This is a genomic window from Pseudomonas sp. H1_F01, from assembly GCF_054681425.1.
On sequence record NZ_CP162823.1, the window covers coordinates 1706002 to 1724148 of the forward strand.

Below are 18147 nucleotides of genomic sequence, written 5' to 3' on the forward strand. Positions count from 1 at the left end.
TAGCCCATAAAGACGGCAACAGCCAGTCAACTTCGATTGAAAATACTGATCAAGGGAAGCTGAAAGGAAAATTTTCGAACATGGAAGGAAGGAGAGAAGGTGCTTGGGCACGCTTTTGTGGCGAGTGAGTTTGTGGGAGCAAAGCTTGCTCGCGGAACAGACGCCTCGTTCTATGTAGAAACTGTGTTGCCTTCATCGCGGGCAAGCCCTGCTCCCGCAGCAGCCTTGCCACAAGGTATTGAGGAGATCGTCAGACCACTTCCAGCCGAATCTTGTGCTGGCTCAGCAATTGCGCCAAAGCCGGCACCGGTTGCTGGTCGGTCACCAGGCAGTCGATCAAGCTGATGGGCCCCAGGCGGACCATGGCGTTGCGCCCGAATTTGCTGGAGTCCGCCGCCAGCAGCACTTGCCGGGCGTTGGCGATGATGGCTTGGGAGACCCGCACTTCCTGGTAGTCGAAGTCCAGCAGGCTGCCGTCTTCATCGATCCCGCTGATGCCCACCAGGGCGAAGTCGACCTTGAACTGGTTGATGAAGTCGACGCTGGCCTGGCCTACCACGCCGCCGTCACGTCGTACGTTGCCGCCGGCGATCAGGACTTCGAAGTCGTCCTTGGCGCTGAGGATCGACGCCACATGCAGGTTATTGGTAATGACCTTCAGATGGTTGTGATTGAGCAGCGCCCGGGCAATGGATTCGGTGGTGGTGCCGATGTTGATGAACAGCGAGGCATGATCGGGGATCTGGGCGGCGATGGCTTCGGCGATGCGTTGCTTCTCGTCGCGCATCTGATCGGCGCGCATGGCGTAGGCGGTGTTTTCCACGCTTGAATCGTAGGCGGCGCCGCCGTGGTAGCGACGCAGCAGGTTCACTTCCGCCAGTTGATTGATATCGCGGCGAATGGTTTGCGGGGTGACGACGAATAGCTGCGCCATTTCCTCGATGCTGACATAGCCGCGTTCGCGGACCAGTTCGAGGATTTGCTGCTGGCGGGGAGGCAGATTCATGGGGCTTCCTTTGGGCTGCCGTACAAAATTTGCCCATGATGCCGCAGGAATCCACTCCCGACCAGTTTCAGAACCTTATCAGGCTTTATTCAGCGTCTTCATGGGGTTCCCAGTCACGGGTGCGACTGACCGCCTTCTGCCAGCCGGCGTAGAGTTTTTCCTTCGCCTGTTCGTCCAGCTGCGGTTCGAATTCGCGCTCGATCACCGCTTTGCCGCGCAGTTCTTCCAGGCTGCCCCAGAAGCCGCACGCCAGGCCGGCCAGGTACGCAGCACCCAGGGCGGTGGTTTCACGCATTTTCGGGCGTTCGACCCGGGTACCCAGGATGTCGGCCTGGAACTGCATCAGGAAGTTGTTCGCCACCGCGCCACCGTCGACGCGCAGGGCCTTGAGGCGTTCACCCGAATCCTGTTGCATGGCGTCGAGTACGTCGCGGGTCTGGTAGGCAATCGACTCCAGCGCCGCGCGAATGATGTGATCGACGCGTACGCCGCGGGTCAGGCCGAACAGCGCGCCACGGGCATAGGGGTCCCAATACGGTGCGCCCAGGCCGGTGAAGGCGGGCACCAGGTACACGCCGTTGCTGTCCTTGACCTTGTTGGCAAAGTATTCGGTATCCAGCGCGTCGTTGATGATCTTCAGCTCATCGCGCAGCCACTGGACCGTGGAGCCGCCGTTGAACACCGCGCCTTCCAGGGCGTAGGCCACTTCGCCGCGCGGGCCGCAGGCGATGGTGGTGAGCATGCCGTGATTGGATTTGACGGCCTTGCTGCCGGTGTTCATCAGCAGGAAGCAGCCGGTGCCGTAGGTGTTTTTCGCCTGGCCTGGCTCCACGCACATCTGGCCGAAAAGGGCCGCCTGCTGGTCACCGGCAATGCCGCCGATGGCGATGCCGCTCTTGGTGCGGCCATAGATCTCCGAGGACGATTTCACTTGCGGGAGCATTTCGCGGGGGATGTCGAGGATGTCGAGCATCTTCGCGTCCCATTCCAGCGAGTGAATGTTGAAGAGCATGGTGCGCGAGGCGTTGGTGTAGTCGGTGACGTGGACCTTGCCACCGGTGAATTTCCAGATCAGCCAGCTGTCGACGGTGCCGAACAGCAGTTCACCGTTGCGTGCACGCTCGCGGCTGCCTTCGACGTTGTCCAGGATCCACTTGAGCTTGGTGCCGGAAAAGTACGGGTCGGTGACCAGGCCGGTGGTTTGGCTGATGTATTGCTCGTGGCCATCGCGCTTGAGCTGCTGGCAGATTTCGGTACTGCGGCGGCATTGCCAGACGATGGCGTTGTAGATCGGCCGGCCAGTGGTCTTGTCCCAGACCACGGTGGTTTCACGCTGGTTGGTGATGCCGATGGCGGCCACCTGGTCATGGTGCAGGCCAGCCTGGGCGAGGGCTTCGACCATGACCGCGCTCTGGGTGGCGAAGATTTCCATCGGGTCGTGTTCGACCCAGCCGGCCTGTGGGTAATGCTGGGCGAATTCGCGCTGGGCGGTGCAGACCACGTTGGCGTCACGGTCGAAGATGATCGCGCGCGAGCTGGTCGTACCCTGGTCGAGGGCAATGATGTAGTTCTTGTTCTGTATGTCGGTCATGTCGATTGCCTTGGGACGTAAATTAGGGAAGAAGCCACGGCGCAGGCTCGAATGGCAGGAGCCAGCGTCGACTGTTTCAGGACGTTCTGGGCTTGCCGTCAATGGCCGGTTCTGCATCCTTTGTAGCAGTTATGGCGCTGGGCAGGTGGCGGGCAATCAACCCGCGATAGGCCGCAGCACCGAGGCACGCACCCACAATCGGGGCAAAAATCGGAACCAGGAAGTACGGGATGTCGCGTCCGCCCGTGAGGGAAATTTCACCCCAGCCGGCGAAGAAAGTCATCAGTTTAGGACCGAAGTCCCGCGCCGGGTTCATCGCAAAGCCTGTCAGCGGCCCCATGGAGCTGCCGATCACCGCAATCAGCAGGCCGATCAGCAGTGGTGCCAGTGGGCCACGGGGTAAACCATTGTTGTCATCGGTCAGGGACATGATCACGCCCATCAGGATGGCCGTAATGATCACCTCCACGAGGAAGGCTTGGCCGGTGGACAGCGCTGCGTGCGGGTAGGTGGAAAACACCGACGCCAGTTCGAGGCTGGCTTCGGTGCCCCGAATCATGTGCCGGGACTGTTCGAAATCGAAGAATAGGTTGCTGTACAGCGTGTAGACCAGAAGTGCGCCGCAGAAAGCACCGGCCACTTGGGACAGCATATAGAAAGGCAGTTTGCGCTTTTCGAAGTCAGTGAAAATACACAGGGCAATGCTGACGGCGGGGTTGAGATGGGCGCCGGAAATGCCCGCGCTCAGATAGATCGCCATGCTGACGCCGACGCCCCAGATGAGGCTGATTTCCCACAAGCCGAAGCTGGCACCCGCGACCTTGAGCGCCGCGACACAACCAGTTCCGAAAAAAATCAGCAGGGCAGTGCCCAGGAATTCAGCCAGGCATTGGCCGGACAGGGACGGCTGTTGTAAAGCAGTTGTCATTCAAACCTCGGTTTTTTGTTGTTTTGCTGCGCCTTCGATAAAGCTCGATTGCGCGATCTCCACCGAGGCAGGATCCCCATCCTGATCTCGGGTTGCTGCTTGAGACCTGCGATATGACTTTCAGTTTCGAAAAAATATAGACAAGAAACGCTGATGTCAAAGGTCGAAAGTGAACCATCGGTCACATTTCAACTATTCGTGGCGTGAATGACTCTTCCACTGACGGTGGGTCACCGTACTCGCGACCCCGTCCCAAGCCTTTTCGCTGGCGATGGCTTAGAATCCGGCCACTCTTTTTTCATTTCCTTGTCAGGAGCAGTCATGACACCCGCGTTGGATCTGCTTAAGAAAGTGCGCGCCGAACATCGCATCCACAGTTACGAACACGATCCCAAGGCCGCGTCCTACGGTTTGGAAGCGGCGGAAAAGCTCGGCCTGGATCCGGCGCAGGTGTTCAAGACGTTGTTGGCGGCCAGCGAAAAGGGTGAACTGTTGGTGGCGGTGGTGCCTGTGGCCGGAAGCCTGGACTTGAAAGGCCTGGCCCATGCCGCCGGGGTGAAAAAGGTCGAGATGGCCGACCCAGCCGCCGCGCAGCGTTCGACCGGTTATTTACTTGGCGGCATCAGCCCGCTGGGGCAGAAGAAGCGCCTGCGCACTTTTATCGACAATTCCGCACAGCCGCTCGCCAGTATGTTTGTCAGTGCGGGACGGCGCGGCTTGGAAGTCGAGTTGGCGCCTTCGGTATTGAAGGAGCACACCGGGGCGACGTTTGCTGACATTGGACGTGCTTGATTAACGGCTGCGCAGCCGAGCGGGAGCAAGCGTTCTCGCCACAAGGGTGTGAAAGGCTAAGCTAGGAGTCAGAGCTTCCATCCCATGCTGTAGGGTGAAAATTCTACTGATCTGTCACTGGTTAAGCTGTGCCGCTGCACCGCATGCTGGCGCATCAAAAAAAGGAGAAGTGCCATGCAGCTTGCGTTTCATCAGGTCGATGCGTTCAGTGACCGGCCGTTCGGCGGTAACCCGGCGATGGTCTATAGACTCGACGGCTGGCTTGCCGATGACTTGATGCAGAAGATCGCCGCCGAACATAACCAGGCTGAAACCGCGTTTCTGGTGCGTGAAGGCCAGCATTGGCATATCCGCTGGTTCACGCCTGCCACCGAAGTCCCGCTGTGCGGGCACGCTACGTTGGCCAGCGCTTATGTACTGTTCGAGGTCTACCACGAAACGGTCGAGCGACTGGATTTCATCTGCAAGTCCGGTTCGTTGAGCGTTACGCGCGAAGGTGATCGGTTGTGGCTGGATTTTCCGGCTGTCGTGCCTGCCGAGTTGGGCACGTCCTTGGCCGTCCAGAGTGCCTTGGGTGTCGAAGCGGTGGACGTGCTGAGTTCCAACGAACTGTTCGTGGTGCTGGAATCGGAGCAAGCGGTACTCGATTGCAAGCCGGACATGGCGGCCCTGGCAAAACTGCCTTGGCCGGGCGCTATCGTGACCGCGCCGGGGAGCAAGCATGATTTTGTCTCGCGCTATTTTGCCCCGGCGATTGGCATCAACGAGGACCCAGTGACCGGCTCGACCCACTGCAGCCTGATTCCCTATTGGTCCAAGCGCTTGGGCAAGCAAGGGCTGACGGCTTACCAATGCTCGGCCCGGGGCGGGGCGTTGTTCTGCCGGTTGGAGGGGGAGCGGGTGAAGATCGGCGGGAATGCGACGTTGGTGGCCAGTGGGACGTTGATGCTGGGTTGACTCTGCACTCAAGCCAATGAGACCAACTGTGGGAGCGAGCTTGCTCGCGATAGCGGTGGTTCAGCGTACATCGATGCTGAATGTGCCTATGCCATCGCGAGCAAGCTCGCTCCCACAGGATTTATGGATGACAGCTGATTTGTGCCTGCTGCAAATTCCCTTGTGGGGCGGGAGCTATCAGCTGGCGGTGCTATGGCGCCGCACACCGCTGTCCACCGGCGGGATGTGCGCCGCGGTGCTGCCCGAGGCTTGGAACAGCACCAGGTGTTCAGCCGCCACGCGGATGCCGACACTGTCCCCGAGCTGATGGTCGGCGTGGCTGGGGAAGATCGATTCCAGTTGCGCGCCTGTGGGCAATTGCAGGCGATACAAGGTTGAAGCGCCCAGGAAGGTCTTGCCGACAATGCTGGCGGTGAGCGGGCTGTCCGGTGCGTAGACGATATCGTCTGGGCGCAGCAACACATCCACCGCACCGCCGATGGGCCAGGTGTAGGCCCGGTTACCGCGCAGGGTGCCCAACTCGGTTTGCACCGATTCCGGGCTGTCGAGCCGGCCGCGAATGAAGTAGCCCTGGCCAATGAAGCTGGCGACGTATGGCGTCAGAGGTTCGTGATACAGGTTGTAGGGCGTGTCCCACTGTTCCAGTCGACCTTCCTTGAATACCCCGACATGGTCACTCACGGCGAAGGCTTCTTCCTGATCGTGTGTGACCAGGATCGCGCTGGTGCCGCGGGCCTTGAGAATATCCCGCACTTCATGGCTGAGCTTGCGTCGCAACTCGCCATCGAGGTTGGAGAACGGCTCATCGAGCAATAGCAGTTGTGGTTCTGGTGCCAGCGCGCGGGCCAGGGCCACGCGTTGTTGCTGGCCGCCGGACAACTCATGGGGAAAGCGCTTGCCCAGGTGCTTCAGATTGACCAGTTCCAACAACTCTTCGACGACGCGATCCTTGTCCGGATGCTTGCGAATGCCAAAGGCGATGTTCTCGGCCACGCTCAGGTGGGGAAACAGGGCATAGTCCTGGAACACCATGCCGATACGGCGTTTTTCCGGGGCGAGGGTGAAACCGGCGCGGGAGATGGTTTCCCCGGCCAATTGGATTTCACCCTCGTGCACCGGTTCGAAGCCGGCGATGGCGCGCAACGTCGTGGTCTTGCCGCACCCGGACGAACCGAGCAGGCAACCGATATCGCCGGCATTGAGGTGCAGGTTGAGGTTCTGCACGACCCGCTGGTTTTGGTAGCCGCAGGCCAGGTTATGCAAATTCAGCAGCAGCGAATGGCTCATGCGTGGTGATACGCCGGCTCGACAAGGAACTCGAGCAGTGCCTTTTGCGCGTGAAGTCGATTTTCTGCCTGGTCCCAGGCCACCGAGCGCGGGTCGTCCAGCAAGTCGAAGCTGATCTCCTCGCCACGGTGGGCCGGCAGGCAGTGCATGAACAGCACGTCGGCATCCGCCAGGTCGAGCAAGGCCCGGTTGACCTGTAGCGGCGCGAACAGCTTGAGGCGCTTGGCGGTTTCTTCTTCCTGGCCCATGGAGGTCCAGACGTCGGTGCTCACCAGGTGCGCACCGGCCACGGCCTGTTTCGGATCACGCACGATGGTCACCCGGTCCCCGGCCTTGGCGAGCAGCTCGGCATTGGGGTCATAACCTTCAGGGCAGGCAATGCGCAGCTGGAAGTCGAATTGCAGCGCCGCTTCTATATAGCTGTTGCACATGTTGTTGCCATCGCCGATCCAGGCCACGGTCTTGCCCTGGATCGAGCCGCGATGCTCGAGGAAGGTCTGCATGTCGGCCAGCAACTGGCAGGGGTGCAGGTCATCGGACAGGCCATTGATGACGGGTACGCGGGAATGGGCCGCGAACTCGGTCAGGGTGCTGTGGGCAAAGGTACGGATCATCACTGCATCCAGCATGCTAGACATGACGATGGCGCAATCGCTGACCGGTTCGCCACGGCCCAGTTGGGTGTCGCGGGGCGACAGGAAGATCGCCTGGCCGCCCAGCTGGATCATGCCGGCTTCGAAAGAGATGCGGGTGCGGGTCGATGACTTCTCGAAGATCATCCCCAACACGCGGTTTTTCAAGGGCTCGAACAGTACGCCGCGGTTACGCAGGTCCTTGAGCTCCACGCCTCGACGGATCACGCCGAGCAACTCATCGGGCGTGAAATCCATCAGGGAGAGAAAGTGCCTTGCGCTCATGATTGACTACCTTTTTGTAACTGACCGCAGATGCTCAAAGCCTTGTTTATTCAAAAAACGGGCGAGACCTGCGGCAAAAGCCGCACGGGGCGACGAAATAGGGGAAGGCGCGATCTTATAATTAAATGTCGCGTCTTACCAATAGGGCTACGGTTTTTGGGGATTTCAGCGAGACCATCACGCGAATGCGATGGCATATTTGTGGCCGGTTTCCTGACAGCAGCGACCCATTTGTACACTGGCGTTGCTTGGCTTGGCAATCAAGCGCGGCGGGCGCGCGATGGATGAGGGGCGGTTTGCGCCGTGGCCCCCCAGTCTTTCGCCGGTCTGGTGGTGGTCGTGAAACATTTCCTAATGCAAAGGCCTGAGTTATAAATGAGCCTCAGCGGCACAGGAGCCCGAAATGGATTCGAAAGAGCAACAACTGATGGAACTGCTGGGGCTGACTGCACGATCGCTGACGCACCTGACGGCTTCGGTGACTTCCATGTCATTCGAATTGCTGCGCAGCGATGACGAGGTGACCAAGGCCGCGGGCCGTCGGATGATCGATCGCATGGCCACTATCAGCAGCGGCCTCGACGAGCATTGGCGGCTGATTGGCGAGCTAACGGGTGTGCCCATTGCCCAGGAGCAGGTGGAAACCGTCGAAGAAATCCAGATGCTGGCACCGCCTCCCGACCAGCCTTGACGCCCTCTCATCGGTGGGCCTGATGCCCGGCAATTCACAGGACGAACGTCGCTGGCGCTGCCGGGAATCACGCGCCATAGTTTTGTTCCCGCGGCCGAAAGCGCCCGCCACGAATAAAACAGAGACTGGCCATGACCAAGACTCTCCACCACCGTGCGTGCCACTTGTGTGAAGCCATCTGCGGCTTCACCCTCGAAACCACCGAAACCGACGGCCAGGGCCTGGTGATCACCTCGATCAAGGGCGATGCGCTGGACACCTTCAGTCGCGGTCACATTTGCCCCAAGGCGGTGGCGCTGCAAGATATCCAGAACGACCCAGACCGGCTGCGCCAGCCCATGCAGCGCGTTGGCAATGAATGGCAACCGATTGCCTGGGACGACGCCTTCGCGTTGGTGGCCGAGCGCCTGGCGGACATCCAGGCGCGCCATGGCCTGAACGCGGTGGCGGTCTACCAGGGCAACCCCAGCGTGCATAACTATGGGCTGATGACCCACAGCAACTATTTCCTGGGCCTGTTGAAAACCCGCAGCCGTTTCTCGGCGACTTCGGTGGACCAACTGCCCCATCACCTGACCAGCTACTTGATGTACGGTCACGGCCTGCTGCTGCCGATTCCGGACATCGACCACACCGACTTCATGCTGATCCTGGGCGGCAACCCGCTGGCGTCCAACGGCAGCATCATGACCGTGCCGGACGTGGAGAAGCGCCTCAAGGCGATCCAGGCCCGTGGCGGCAAGGTGGTGGTGGTCGATCCGCGCCGCAGCGAAACGGCGGCCATTGCCAACCAGCACGTCTTTGTACGCCCCGGCGGTGATGCTGCGCTGCTGTTTGGTTTGCTCAATACATTGTTCAGCGAAGGCCTGACCCGTGACAGCCACCTGCCGGTGGACGGCCTGGACGAGGTGCGCGAGGCCGTCGCCACTTTCACAGCTGAAGCCATGAGCCCGCTCTGTGCGGTGCCTGCAGCGCAGATCCGGCAATTGGCCCGCGACTTCGCCGCCGCGCCGTCAGCGGTGTGCTACGGGCGGATGGGGGTGTCGACCCAGGCGTTTGGCACGCTGTGCCATTGGCTGATTCAATTGATCAACCTGGTCACCGGCAATCTTGATCGGGTAGGCGGGGCGCTGTGCACCGAGCCAGCGGTGGACCTGGTCGCTACCACCTCGGGCGGGCATTTCAACCGTTGGCAGAGCCGGGTGTCCGGGCGTCCCGAGTACGCAGGGGAGTTGCCGGTGTCGGCCCTGGCCGAGGAAATGCTCACCGAAGGCGAAGGCCAGATTCGTGCGCTGGTCACCGTGGCCGGCAACCCGGTGCTGTCCACACCCAACGGGCGGCAACTGGAGCAGGCCCTGGACGGGCTGGAGTTCATGGTCAGCCTCGATTTGTACATCAACGAAACCACGCGTTACGCCGACCTGATCCTGCCCTCGACCTCGGCCCTGGAGAACGATCATTACGACACCACGTTCAACCTGTTCGCGGTGCGCAACGTGACCCGTTTCAACCGGGCGATCCTGCCCAAGCCCGAGGGTGCGCTGCACGATTGGGAAATCTTCGTCGGCTTGGCCAAGGCCTTTGCCACCCGAACCGGCAAGGAGCTCAAGCCGACCATGCCGCCGGCGCAGATGATCGATTTCGGCCTGCGTAGCGGGGCGTATGGCGACGCCTCGCCGCACAAGCTGTCCCTGACGACCCTGTTCGATCATCCCCATGGCATCGACCTCGGTGCGCTCAAGCCCAACCTGGCTGCACGCCTGAAAACCGAAAACCAGCGGGTGCAGGCTGCGCCAGCGGTGATACTCGCCGATCTTGCGCGCTTCGCTGCGTTGCAGGCGCCAAAACCGGACGAATTGCTGATGATTGGCCGCCGCCATGTGCGCAGCAATAACTCCTGGATGCATAATTTTCATCGACTGGTGAAGGGCAAGCCGCGTCATCAGTTGTTGATGCACCCGGATGACCTCGCCAGTCGTGGCCTGGTCGACGGGCAACGGGTGACCGTCAGTTCGCGGGTGGGCGTCATCGAAGTCGAGGTGCTGGGCAGCCTGGACATGATGAAAGGCGTGGTCAGCCTGCCCCACGGCTGGGGCCATGCCCGGCCGGGCGTGCAGATGACCATCGCCAGCGGACAACCGGGCTCCAGCGCCAACGACCTGACCGATGATTGTCAGCTCGATGAGTTGTCCGGCAACGCGGCACTCAACGGCGTACCGGTGAAGGTGGCGGCTGCGTAAAATTGTCTCTGGAGCAGGTTCGGCTTTCCGTTACAATGCGTCACCGTGTCGACAACTTAAGTCGCAAAAGTTTTAAGCCGAGGTGCTCCATGGATATCATCGAAACGATTAAAGACCAGATTGCCAACAACACCATCCTGCTTTACATGAAAGGCTCGCCGAACGCGCCACAGTGCGGTTTCTCGGCCAAGGCTGCTCAGGCTGTGATGGCGTGTGGCGAGAAGTTTGCCTACGTGGACATCCTGCAGAACCCAGAAATCCGCGCCAACCTGCCCAAGTACGCCAACTGGCCAACCTTCCCACAGCTGTGGGTGGGTGGTGAACTGATCGGCGGTAGCGACATCATGACCGAGATGGCTGCTGACGGCTCTCTGCAGGCCACGATCAAGGAAGCGGTAGAAAAAGCGGCGGCGAACAAGACCGAAGCCTGATCCATGAGGTTCTGTTCACTACACCGGTTGTGGTGAACACGAACCCTTGTGGGAGCGAGCAAGCTCGCTCCCACAGTGGATTTAGGTGGGCCTGGAAACCCAGGTAATAAAAAGCCCCGCCTCTCGAAAGAGGGCGGGGCTTTTTAGTGGCTTGCTTTCGGGGAAGCTTACTCTTCACCCATCTGCGATTGCAGGTAGTTCTCAAGACCGACTTTGTCGATCAGGCCCAATTGGGTTTCCAGCCAGTCGATGTGCTCTTCCTCGGATTCGAGGATGTCTTCCAGCAGTTCACGGCTACCGAAGTCGCCAACGCTTTCGCAGTGGGCGATAGCGGCCTTCAGGTCGGTGTGGCCGGTGCGCTCGATACGCAGGTCGCACTCAAGCATTTCCCGTGTATGTTCGCCGATGTGCAGCTTGCCCAGGTCCTGGACGTTCGGCAGGCCTTCGAGAAACAGGATGCGCTTGATCAGCTTGTCCGCGTGCTTCATCTCGTCGATCGATTCGTGGTACTCGTGCTTGCCCAGCTTGTTCAGGCCCCAATCCTCGTACATGCGTGCATGCAGGAAGTATTGGTTGATCGCGACCAGCTCATTGGCAAGGATCTTGTTGAGATGCTGGATGACTGTAATGTCGCCTTTCATGATGAGGCCTGCCCTGTAATAGCTGTGTATTAGGCAGAGTTTGAGCCGCGCATTTACGAGTGTCAAACCTAAGTTATTGAATAATAAATGAAAATTAATCGGAATAAGAATGTTTGTGTTCCGCGTCTGGACGCTAAGCAATTGATTTGCAGGCATAAAAAAACCGGACACTGGGTCCGGTTCCTTGAAAATTGTTTATTACGTGCTGTTACGCGGCGCTAAATTCTACCGGGTAGGGGATCGAGGCCTGTGCCGTTTGCACTTTGGCGAGGGTTTCACGAACCACTTCCTTGGCCAGGCAGGCACATTTGCCGCATTGGCTGGCTACGCCGGTGGTCTGGCGGACTTCGCGATAGCTGCAGCAACCTTCGTAGATCGCTTCGCGGATTTGCCCGTCGGTGACGCCAGTGCAGAGGCATACATACATAAGTGAGAACCGTCGCTGGTTGTGACTCAATTGAGACGGATCTTAATGTTAACGAGAATGATTGTCAAAGTGGTTTCTCAAGGTCTTGCGTCTGAGCGTTGCCAGGCTGACGAACGGTTTGTCCAGGACAATTGAGGCTGCATGAAACCGGACGGCGATTTTTCGATGTCACCGAAAAACCGTTGAAGACAGTCCAAATGCGCGGTGTATGATGGTCGGCCCTTGCAAGCGGGTTCGTGTCACAGGGCTGTCGCCTGAGGGTGACAGGCTGGCCCGGACCATGTTTTCACGCTATTACATCAGGAGATACCCAATGAGCGTACTCGTAGGCAAACAAGCCCCAGACTTCACCGTTCCAGCCGTCCTCGGCAACGGCGAAATCGTCGACAGCTTCACCCTGTCCTCGGCCATCAAAGGCAAATACGGCCTGGTGTTCTTCTATCCACTGGACTTCACCTTCGTCTGCCCGTCCGAGCTGATCGCACTGGATCACCGCATGGATGATTTCAAGGCGCGCAACGTCGAAGTGGTCGCTGTTTCGATCGACTCGCACTTCACCCACAACGCCTGGCGCAACACCCCGATCAACAATGGCGGTATCGGTCAGGTGAAATACACCATGGCTGCCGACATGAAGCACGAAATCGCCAAGGCCTATGACGTTGAGTCCGAAGGCGGCGTGGCCTTCCGTGGCGCGTTCCTGATCGACGACAAAGGCGTTGTCCGTTCGCAGATCATCAACGACCTGCCACTGGGCCGTAACATGGAAGAACTGATCCGTCTGGTCGATGCGCTGCAATTCCACGAAGAGCACGGCGAAGTTTGCCCGGCCAACTGGAAAAAAGGCGACAAGGGCATGACCGCTTCGCCTGAAGGCGTTGCCGCTTACCTGGGCGAGCACAGCGACAAGCTGTAAGCGCACCGAGGCATAAAAAAACCGGCCCATGATGGGCCGGTTTTTTTATGGGCGTTTCAAACTTGCCGGCTGAAACACAGGACCTTATGGCGAAGGAATTTATCTGTGAGAGCAAGGCTTGCCCGCGATGGCTGCGATGCGGTCTTCCAAAGACCGAGTCGCCTGTGTCGCGAGCAAGCTTTGCTCCCACGGAGGGCCGCCACAATGGCTCTACTGGTTAGTCGTCGAAATCCTGCCAGCCACCCATCTCTTTCCACCGGTTGACGATGCCGCAGAACAGCTCGGCGGTCTTCTCGGTGTCGTAGCGGGCCGAGTGGGCTTCACGGCCATCGAAATCGATGTCAGCCGCCTGGCACGCCTTGGCCAGGACGGTCTGGCCGTACGCCAGGCCAGCCAGGGTCGCGGTGTCGAAGCTGGAGAACGGGTGGAACGGGTTGCGCTTCATGTCCAGGCGCGCGACGGCGGCGTTGAGGAAGCCCAGGTCGAAGCTGCTGTTGTGGCCGACCAGGATCGCTCGCTTGCAACCGTTGGCCTTGAGCGCCTTGCGCACGCCACGGAAGATGTCGGTCAGGGCCGTTTCTTCGCTGACTGCCATGCGCAACGGGTGATCGAGCTTGATCCCGGTGAACTCCAGGGCCGCCGCTTCGACGTTGGCGCCTTCGAACGGTTCGACACGGAAGAAGTAGGTGTGGTCAGGGAACACAAAGCCTTTTTCGTCCATGCCGATGGTGGTCGCCGCGATTTCCAGCAAGGCGTCGGTGGCGGAGTTGAAACCGCCGGTTTCTACGTCGACGACAACCGGCAGATAGCCACGGAACCGAGCAGCCATGGGGTGACGGGCGCCGCCCGAACCACCGTTGCCGTCCAGTTCGTCGTCGAAATGATCTTCACTCACGCGTTTTCCTCCAGCAGGCGCCAGCGCAGTTTTTCACCGGCGCGCAGCGGGATGACAGCCAGGTCGCCGAAAGGCAGGCTGGCGGGGGCGGTCCACTCATCGCGAACCAGGGTAATACGATCGGTGTTCACCGGCAGGCCATAGAAACGCGGGCCATGCAGGCTGGCGAAACCTTCGAGTTTGTCCAGCGCGTTGCGCTGTTCGAACGCCTCGGCGTACATCTCGATGGCGGCATAGGCGGTGTAGCAGCCGGCGCAACCGCAGGCCGCTTCCTTGGCGTGCTGGGCGTGGGGTGCCGAGTCGGTTCCAAGGAAAAACTTGGCGCTGCCGCTGGTGGCGGCGTCCAGCAAGGCTTCCTGGTGGGTATTGCGCTTGAGGATCGGCAGGCAATAGAAGTGCGGCCGGATCCCGCCCACCAGCATGTGGTTGCGGTTGTACAGCAGGTGATGGGCGGTAATGGTCGCGCCGACGTTGGCCGGTGCCTCGTTGACGAACTGCACGGCATCGCCGGTGGTGATGTGTTCGAACACCACCTTGAGCGTCGGGAAACGCTCCACGACGCGGCGCATGTGCTCGTCGATGAAGATTTTCTCGCGGTCGAACACGTCGACGTCGCCCCGGGTGACTTCACCATGGATCAACAACGGCATGCCGACTTCGGCCATGGCCTCCAGCGCCGGGAAAATCTTGTCGATGCTGGTGACGCCGGAGTCGGAGTTGGTGGTGGCACCGGCCGGGTACAGCTTGGCGGCATGGACGAAGCCGCTGGCCTTGGCCTCGCGGATCTCTTCGGGCTGGGTGCGGTCGGTGAGGTAAAGCACCATCAACGGTTCGAAGCGGCTGCCAGCCGGGCGTGCGGCGAGGATGCGCTGGCGATAGCCGTCGGCCTCGGCGGCGTTGCGCACTGGCGGAACCAGGTTAGGCATGATGATTGCGCGCCCGAAGGTGCGCGCGACATCGGCGACGGTATGGGTCAACACAGCACCATCGCGAAGATGAATATGCCAGTCGTCGGGACGCAGCAGGGTCAGGCGGTCGGACATTGGGGGGCTTCCAGGCGGGTCAAACTGTGGGAATGCTACCGGAAAAGACCGATTCAGGCACCCGCTATCAAGTTCTGCCGCAACTTACCGATAGCTCCTACAGGTGTGCCACGAATCCGTGCAGTGCGCCGGACAGGCGTCATGCCTCCAGCATGCGTCGATCTTTGTATAAAAGTCAGTGGAGCCTCCCGTGCGCCAGCGTTATCTAGCCTTGCTCAGTGTGTTTGCCAGCCTTCCCGCCATGGCGCTCACTTTCCAGACCCGTCTGGAGAGCATTGAGTGGACGGTCGAAGGCGACAAGTTCGAGTGCCGGCTGAGCCAGCCGATCACTGATTTTGGCAGTGGCGAATTCGTGCGCCGGGCGGGCGAACAGGCGACGTTTCGCCTCAAGACCTATAACCCGATGCTTGGTGGCGGTTCGGCAACCTTGCTGGCGGCCGCCGCACCGTGGCAGCCGGGGCGGGGCGATATCAACCTGGGCTCGGTCAGCATCGGCAGCGGCGACGTACTGTTCAACAGCTCCCAGGTCCAGGCTGGCCGCTTGATCAGTGGGCTGATGGAAGGTCGCAGCCCCGTGGTGCGCCGCAACACCGAGGACGGGCGAGTCTCGGAAGTCCGTCTGCTGCCGGTGCGTTTCAGCAAGGCCTTCAACGACTATCAAGGCTGCGTGGCAAAACTGTTGCCAAAGAATTTCGAGCAGGTGAAACAGACACAGATCGGCTTCCCCGGCGAAGCTGCCGAACTCGATGCCCATGCCAAGGCGCAGTTGCAGGTGATGCTCGACTTCATCAAGGCCGACCCCAGCGTCAATCATGTCGAGCTTGACGGCCACTCCGACAACAGCGGCAACCGCCTGACCAACCGTGAGCTGTCACGCCGCCGGGCCCTGGCGGTCCAGGACTTCTTCAAGGCCAATGGCTTCCAGGAGTCGCAGATTACCCTGCGCTTCCACGGCGAGCGTTATCCCCTGGTGCCCAACACCAACTCCGCCAACCGAGCCAAGAACCGTCGCGTAGTCGTGCGCCTGGAGCGCGTGGCTCCGACCGAAGCGCCGGCACCGCAGGCACCCGCCGCGCAGCCCGCGCCCACTGCCGCGCCTGCCAAGGCTCCGGCGCCAACCGCAGCACCGGCCAAGGCGCCCGCTGGGGCTACGGCACGGACGTCCTGAGTCGATTTTGACCGTCGCACGCTCGACATAATCTGTCGCTTCGTCGTCATAAGCTGTCGCGCCCCTGTAAATTATCCGCGCTGGACGTTAGACTTCCCGGCTTTCCGTACAACCCGTGGAGTGATGGCATGGCGGACGTAAACAAGGTCGTTCTGGCGTATTCCGGCGGCCTGGACACTTCGGTGATCCTCAAGTGGCTGCAGGACACTTATAACTGCGAAGTGGTGACCTTCACCGCTGACCTGGGGCAGGGCGAAGAAGTCGAGCCTGCACGCGCCAAGGCCCAGGCCATGGGCGTCAAAGAGATCTACATCGATGACCTGCGCGAAGAGTTCGTCCGCGACTTCGTGTTCCCGATGTTCCGCGCCAACACCGTTTACGAAGGCGAGTACCTGCTGGGTACCTCCATCGCCCGTCCGTTGATCGCCAAGCGCCTGATCGAAATCGCCAACGAAACCGGTGCCGATGCCATTTCCCATGGCGCCACCGGCAAAGGCAACGACCAGGTGCGTTTCGAACTGGGTGCCTATGCCCTCAAGCCGGGCGTGAAAGTCATTGCCCCGTGGCGTGAATGGGACTTGCTGTCCCGTGAAAAACTGATGGACTACGCCGAGAAGCACGCTATTCCGATCGAGCGCCACGGCAAGAAGAAATCCCCGTACTCGATGGATGCCAACCTGCTGCACATCTCCTATGAAGGCGGCGTGCTGGAAGACACCTGGACCGAGCACGAAGAAGACATGTGGCGCTGGACCGTCTCCCCGGAGAAGGCTCCTGATACCCCGCAATACCTGGAACTGACCTATCGCAACGGCGATATCGTCGCTCTGGACGGCGTTGAGATGAGCCCGGCCACTGTGCTGGCGACCCTGAACCGCATCGGTGGCGAACACGGCATCGGTCGTCTGGATATCGTCGAAAACCGTTATGTGGGCATGAAGTCCCGCGGTTGCTACGAAACCCCAGGCGGCACCATCATGCTGCGCGCCCACCGGGCGATCGAGTCGATCACCCTGGACCGCGAAGTGGCTCACCTCAAAGACGAGTTGATGCCCAAGTACGCCAGCCTGATCTACACCGGCTACTGGTGGAGCCCGGAGCGTCTGATGCTGCAACAGATGATCGACGCCTCCCAGGCTCACGTGAATGGCGTGGTCCGCCTGAAGCTGTACAAGGGCAACGTGATCGTCACCGGGCGCAAGTCCGACGAGTCGCTGTTCGATGCCAACATCGCGACCTTCGAAGAAGACGGCGGTGCCTACAACCAGGCTGACGCGGCTGGCTTCATCAAGCTCAACGCCCTGCGCATGCGCATCGCGGCGAACAAGGGTCGCAAGTTGTTCTGACCCTGTTGACATGAAAGCGGCCTGCCATGAGCAGGCCGTTTTTTTTGCTCTTTTTTTGTGTGACCCTTGCTGCGGCGCTGCCCTCGGTCGCTCATTCATCCTGCCCTTGCGTTGCCAGGCCTGCGTTGCTGTAGATGACGTACACGACGATGCTGGCTTGCTTCAAATGTCTTGATCGACGGGGTTCGATCGGGCGTTTCGATTGGCTGCATACGATACAAAGGCTGTCTGGTTCGCGCCTGCGTCGATGAAGACGTATGACCAGCCGTTCCTTGACGTCCTCCGCCCGACGTAGCTGTCGTTTGCGTCGACAGGGCGAATCATCCATGGTCTTTATGAAATGTTTGCTCTTGCGAAAATCCGAAGGCGAATACAAGGAGCGATAATTGAAGTTGAGCGTTATGAAAAAAAGCAGCAATAGATAAAAAGGAAAGCTGATCAGGAACCAGAGATAGTATTCACGATCCTGGTCATCCAGAAAGGGCAGGGAAATCGCTGCGGAAGTTTCGGATAAAGTTGCGAATATGGCGATGAGGGTCATGGGGTTGGTTATGGTCTTCAACGGTTTGTTCATGGTTAATGCTCATGGAATACTTGTGCTCGGAGAGTGAGTTGGAAAGTGGCAGTCCATGCCTAATGAAATATAGGCGAAGGCGCAATGGCCGGCCATGTTGAATATTAGGCGTCTGAGTGTGTTTTATATATGAATTTCCCTTCCTTAAGTGAGTGGAAGTCAGTTTTGACAGTAAATAATTCAGTTACTTTCTATGAATAAAGCGCTTTTCAGTAGGCTGCCTGCAGGTGGGTATGGCGGTGAAAGAGCGCATTGTTCATAGGGTTTCGGGATTGTTAAGAACGGCCATTCCTTCTC

General features: G+C 59.7%; 17 protein-coding genes and 1 pseudogene. 8 read left to right on the forward strand and 10 right to left on the reverse strand.

Annotation, left to right across the window (positions count from 1 at the left end):
* Nucleotides 1-250: 250 nt before the first annotated feature.
* The 3 genes from AB4O09_RS07790 to AB4O09_RS07800 all read right to left on the reverse strand — a co-directional run bounded on the left by AB4O09_RS07790 (nucleotide 251) and on the right by AB4O09_RS07800 (nucleotide 3525).
* On the reverse strand, nucleotides 251-1006 hold the full coding sequence (locus AB4O09_RS07790) for a DeoR/GlpR family transcriptional regulator (RefSeq protein ID WP_003204973.1): 756 nt from the start codon (nucleotides 1004-1006) through the stop codon (nucleotides 251-253).
* Nucleotides 1007-1091: 85 nt separating this feature from the next.
* The gene (gene glpK / locus AB4O09_RS07795; RefSeq protein ID WP_003204972.1) at nucleotides 1092-2597 is read right to left on the reverse strand and encodes a glycerol kinase GlpK; all 1506 of its coding nucleotides are present in this window, start codon (nucleotides 2595-2597) and stop codon (nucleotides 1092-1094) included.
* A gap of 76 nt (nucleotides 2598-2673) precedes the next feature.
* The gene (locus AB4O09_RS07800) at nucleotides 2674-3525 is read right to left on the reverse strand and encodes an MIP/aquaporin family protein (RefSeq protein WP_003204970.1); all 852 of its coding nucleotides are present in this window, start codon (nucleotides 3523-3525) and stop codon (nucleotides 2674-2676) included.
* Between the two features lie 321 nt (nucleotides 3526-3846).
* Between AB4O09_RS07800 and ybaK the strand changes: the two genes are divergently transcribed.
* Nucleotides 3847-4317 (forward strand): Cys-tRNA(Pro) deacylase, encoded by a 471-nt coding sequence (ybaK, locus tag AB4O09_RS07805; RefSeq protein ID WP_003204968.1) that lies wholly within the window; start codon nucleotides 3847-3849, stop codon nucleotides 4315-4317.
* A gap of 174 nt (nucleotides 4318-4491) precedes the next feature.
* Nucleotides 4492-5274 carry a PhzF family phenazine biosynthesis protein gene (locus AB4O09_RS07810; protein ID WP_003204966.1) on the forward strand — a complete coding sequence of 261 codons (783 nt, stop codon included), beginning with the start codon at nucleotides 4492-4494 and terminating at the stop codon, nucleotides 5272-5274.
* A 177-nt stretch (nucleotides 5275-5451) separates the two neighbouring features.
* Here AB4O09_RS07810 and AB4O09_RS07815 read toward each other — a convergent pair whose 3' ends face one another.
* Entirely contained in the window at nucleotides 5452-6561 is a 1110-nt protein-coding gene (locus AB4O09_RS07815) for an ABC transporter ATP-binding protein (protein WP_013694102.1), read from the reverse strand.
* The gene (gene argF / locus AB4O09_RS07820; RefSeq protein WP_003204963.1) at nucleotides 6558-7478 is read right to left on the reverse strand and encodes an ornithine carbamoyltransferase; all 921 of its coding nucleotides are present in this window, start codon (nucleotides 7476-7478) and stop codon (nucleotides 6558-6560) included. The genes AB4O09_RS07815 and argF overlap by 4 nt, the downstream gene beginning before the upstream one ends.
* A gap of 403 nt (nucleotides 7479-7881) precedes the next feature.
* Between argF and AB4O09_RS07825 the strand changes: the two genes are divergently transcribed.
* The 3 genes from AB4O09_RS07825 to grxD all read left to right on the forward strand — a co-directional run bounded on the left by AB4O09_RS07825 (nucleotide 7882) and on the right by grxD (nucleotide 10840).
* Nucleotides 7882-8169 (forward strand): hypothetical protein, encoded by a 288-nt coding sequence (locus AB4O09_RS07825; protein WP_003204960.1) that lies wholly within the window; start codon nucleotides 7882-7884, stop codon nucleotides 8167-8169.
* A 131-nt stretch (nucleotides 8170-8300) separates the two neighbouring features.
* On the forward strand, nucleotides 8301-10409 hold the full coding sequence (locus AB4O09_RS07830) for a molybdopterin oxidoreductase family protein (RefSeq protein ID WP_460108073.1): 2109 nt from the start codon (nucleotides 8301-8303) through the stop codon (nucleotides 10407-10409).
* Between the two features lie 89 nt (nucleotides 10410-10498).
* Entirely contained in the window at nucleotides 10499-10840 is a 342-nt protein-coding gene (grxD, locus tag AB4O09_RS07835) for a Grx4 family monothiol glutaredoxin (protein ID WP_003204956.1), read from the forward strand.
* A 167-nt stretch (nucleotides 10841-11007) separates the two neighbouring features.
* On the opposite strand, the gene bfr is transcribed toward grxD, so the two are convergent.
* Both bfr and AB4O09_RS07845 read right to left on the reverse strand, forming a co-directional pair.
* Nucleotides 11008-11481: a bacterioferritin gene (gene bfr / locus AB4O09_RS07840; protein ID WP_003204954.1), complete on the reverse strand. Its 474-nt coding sequence runs from the start codon at nucleotides 11479-11481 to the stop codon at nucleotides 11008-11010.
* 208 nt (nucleotides 11482-11689) lie between these two features.
* Nucleotides 11690-11908: a bacterioferritin-associated ferredoxin gene (locus AB4O09_RS07845; RefSeq protein WP_003204952.1), complete on the reverse strand. Its 219-nt coding sequence runs from the start codon at nucleotides 11906-11908 to the stop codon at nucleotides 11690-11692.
* Between the two features lie 313 nt (nucleotides 11909-12221).
* Between AB4O09_RS07845 and AB4O09_RS07850 the strand changes: the two genes are divergently transcribed.
* Complete coding sequence (locus AB4O09_RS07850) at nucleotides 12222-12824, forward strand: peroxiredoxin (protein ID WP_003204949.1); 603 nt, start codon at nucleotides 12222-12224, stop codon at nucleotides 12822-12824.
* 217 nt (nucleotides 12825-13041) lie between these two features.
* On the opposite strand, the gene rnt is transcribed toward AB4O09_RS07850, so the two are convergent.
* Both rnt and pyrC read right to left on the reverse strand, forming a co-directional pair.
* Nucleotides 13042-13719, reverse strand: coding sequence for a ribonuclease T (gene rnt / locus AB4O09_RS07855; RefSeq protein WP_003204947.1), 678 nt, complete (start codon nucleotides 13717-13719; stop codon nucleotides 13042-13044).
* Complete coding sequence (gene pyrC, locus AB4O09_RS07860) at nucleotides 13716-14762, reverse strand: dihydroorotase (RefSeq protein WP_003204946.1); 1047 nt, start codon at nucleotides 14760-14762, stop codon at nucleotides 13716-13718. The genes rnt and pyrC overlap by 4 nt, the downstream gene beginning before the upstream one ends.
* Before the next feature lie 190 nt (nucleotides 14763-14952).
* On the opposite strand from pyrC, the gene AB4O09_RS07865 reads away from it, so the two are divergent.
* The gene (locus AB4O09_RS07865; protein WP_038857903.1) at nucleotides 14953-15930 is read left to right on the forward strand and encodes a flagellar protein MotY; all 978 of its coding nucleotides are present in this window, start codon (nucleotides 14953-14955) and stop codon (nucleotides 15928-15930) included.
* Nucleotides 15931-16058: 128 nt separating this feature from the next.
* On the forward strand, nucleotides 16059-17276 hold the full coding sequence (locus AB4O09_RS07870; protein WP_003204943.1) for an argininosuccinate synthase: 1218 nt from the start codon (nucleotides 16059-16061) through the stop codon (nucleotides 17274-17276).
* Between the two features lie 316 nt (nucleotides 17277-17592).
* Here AB4O09_RS07870 and AB4O09_RS07875 read toward each other — a convergent pair.
* Nucleotides 17593-17850 (reverse strand): annotated as a pseudogene (locus tag AB4O09_RS07875) (hypothetical protein); the annotation flags it as partial.
* Nucleotides 17851-18147 lie beyond the last annotated feature (297 nt).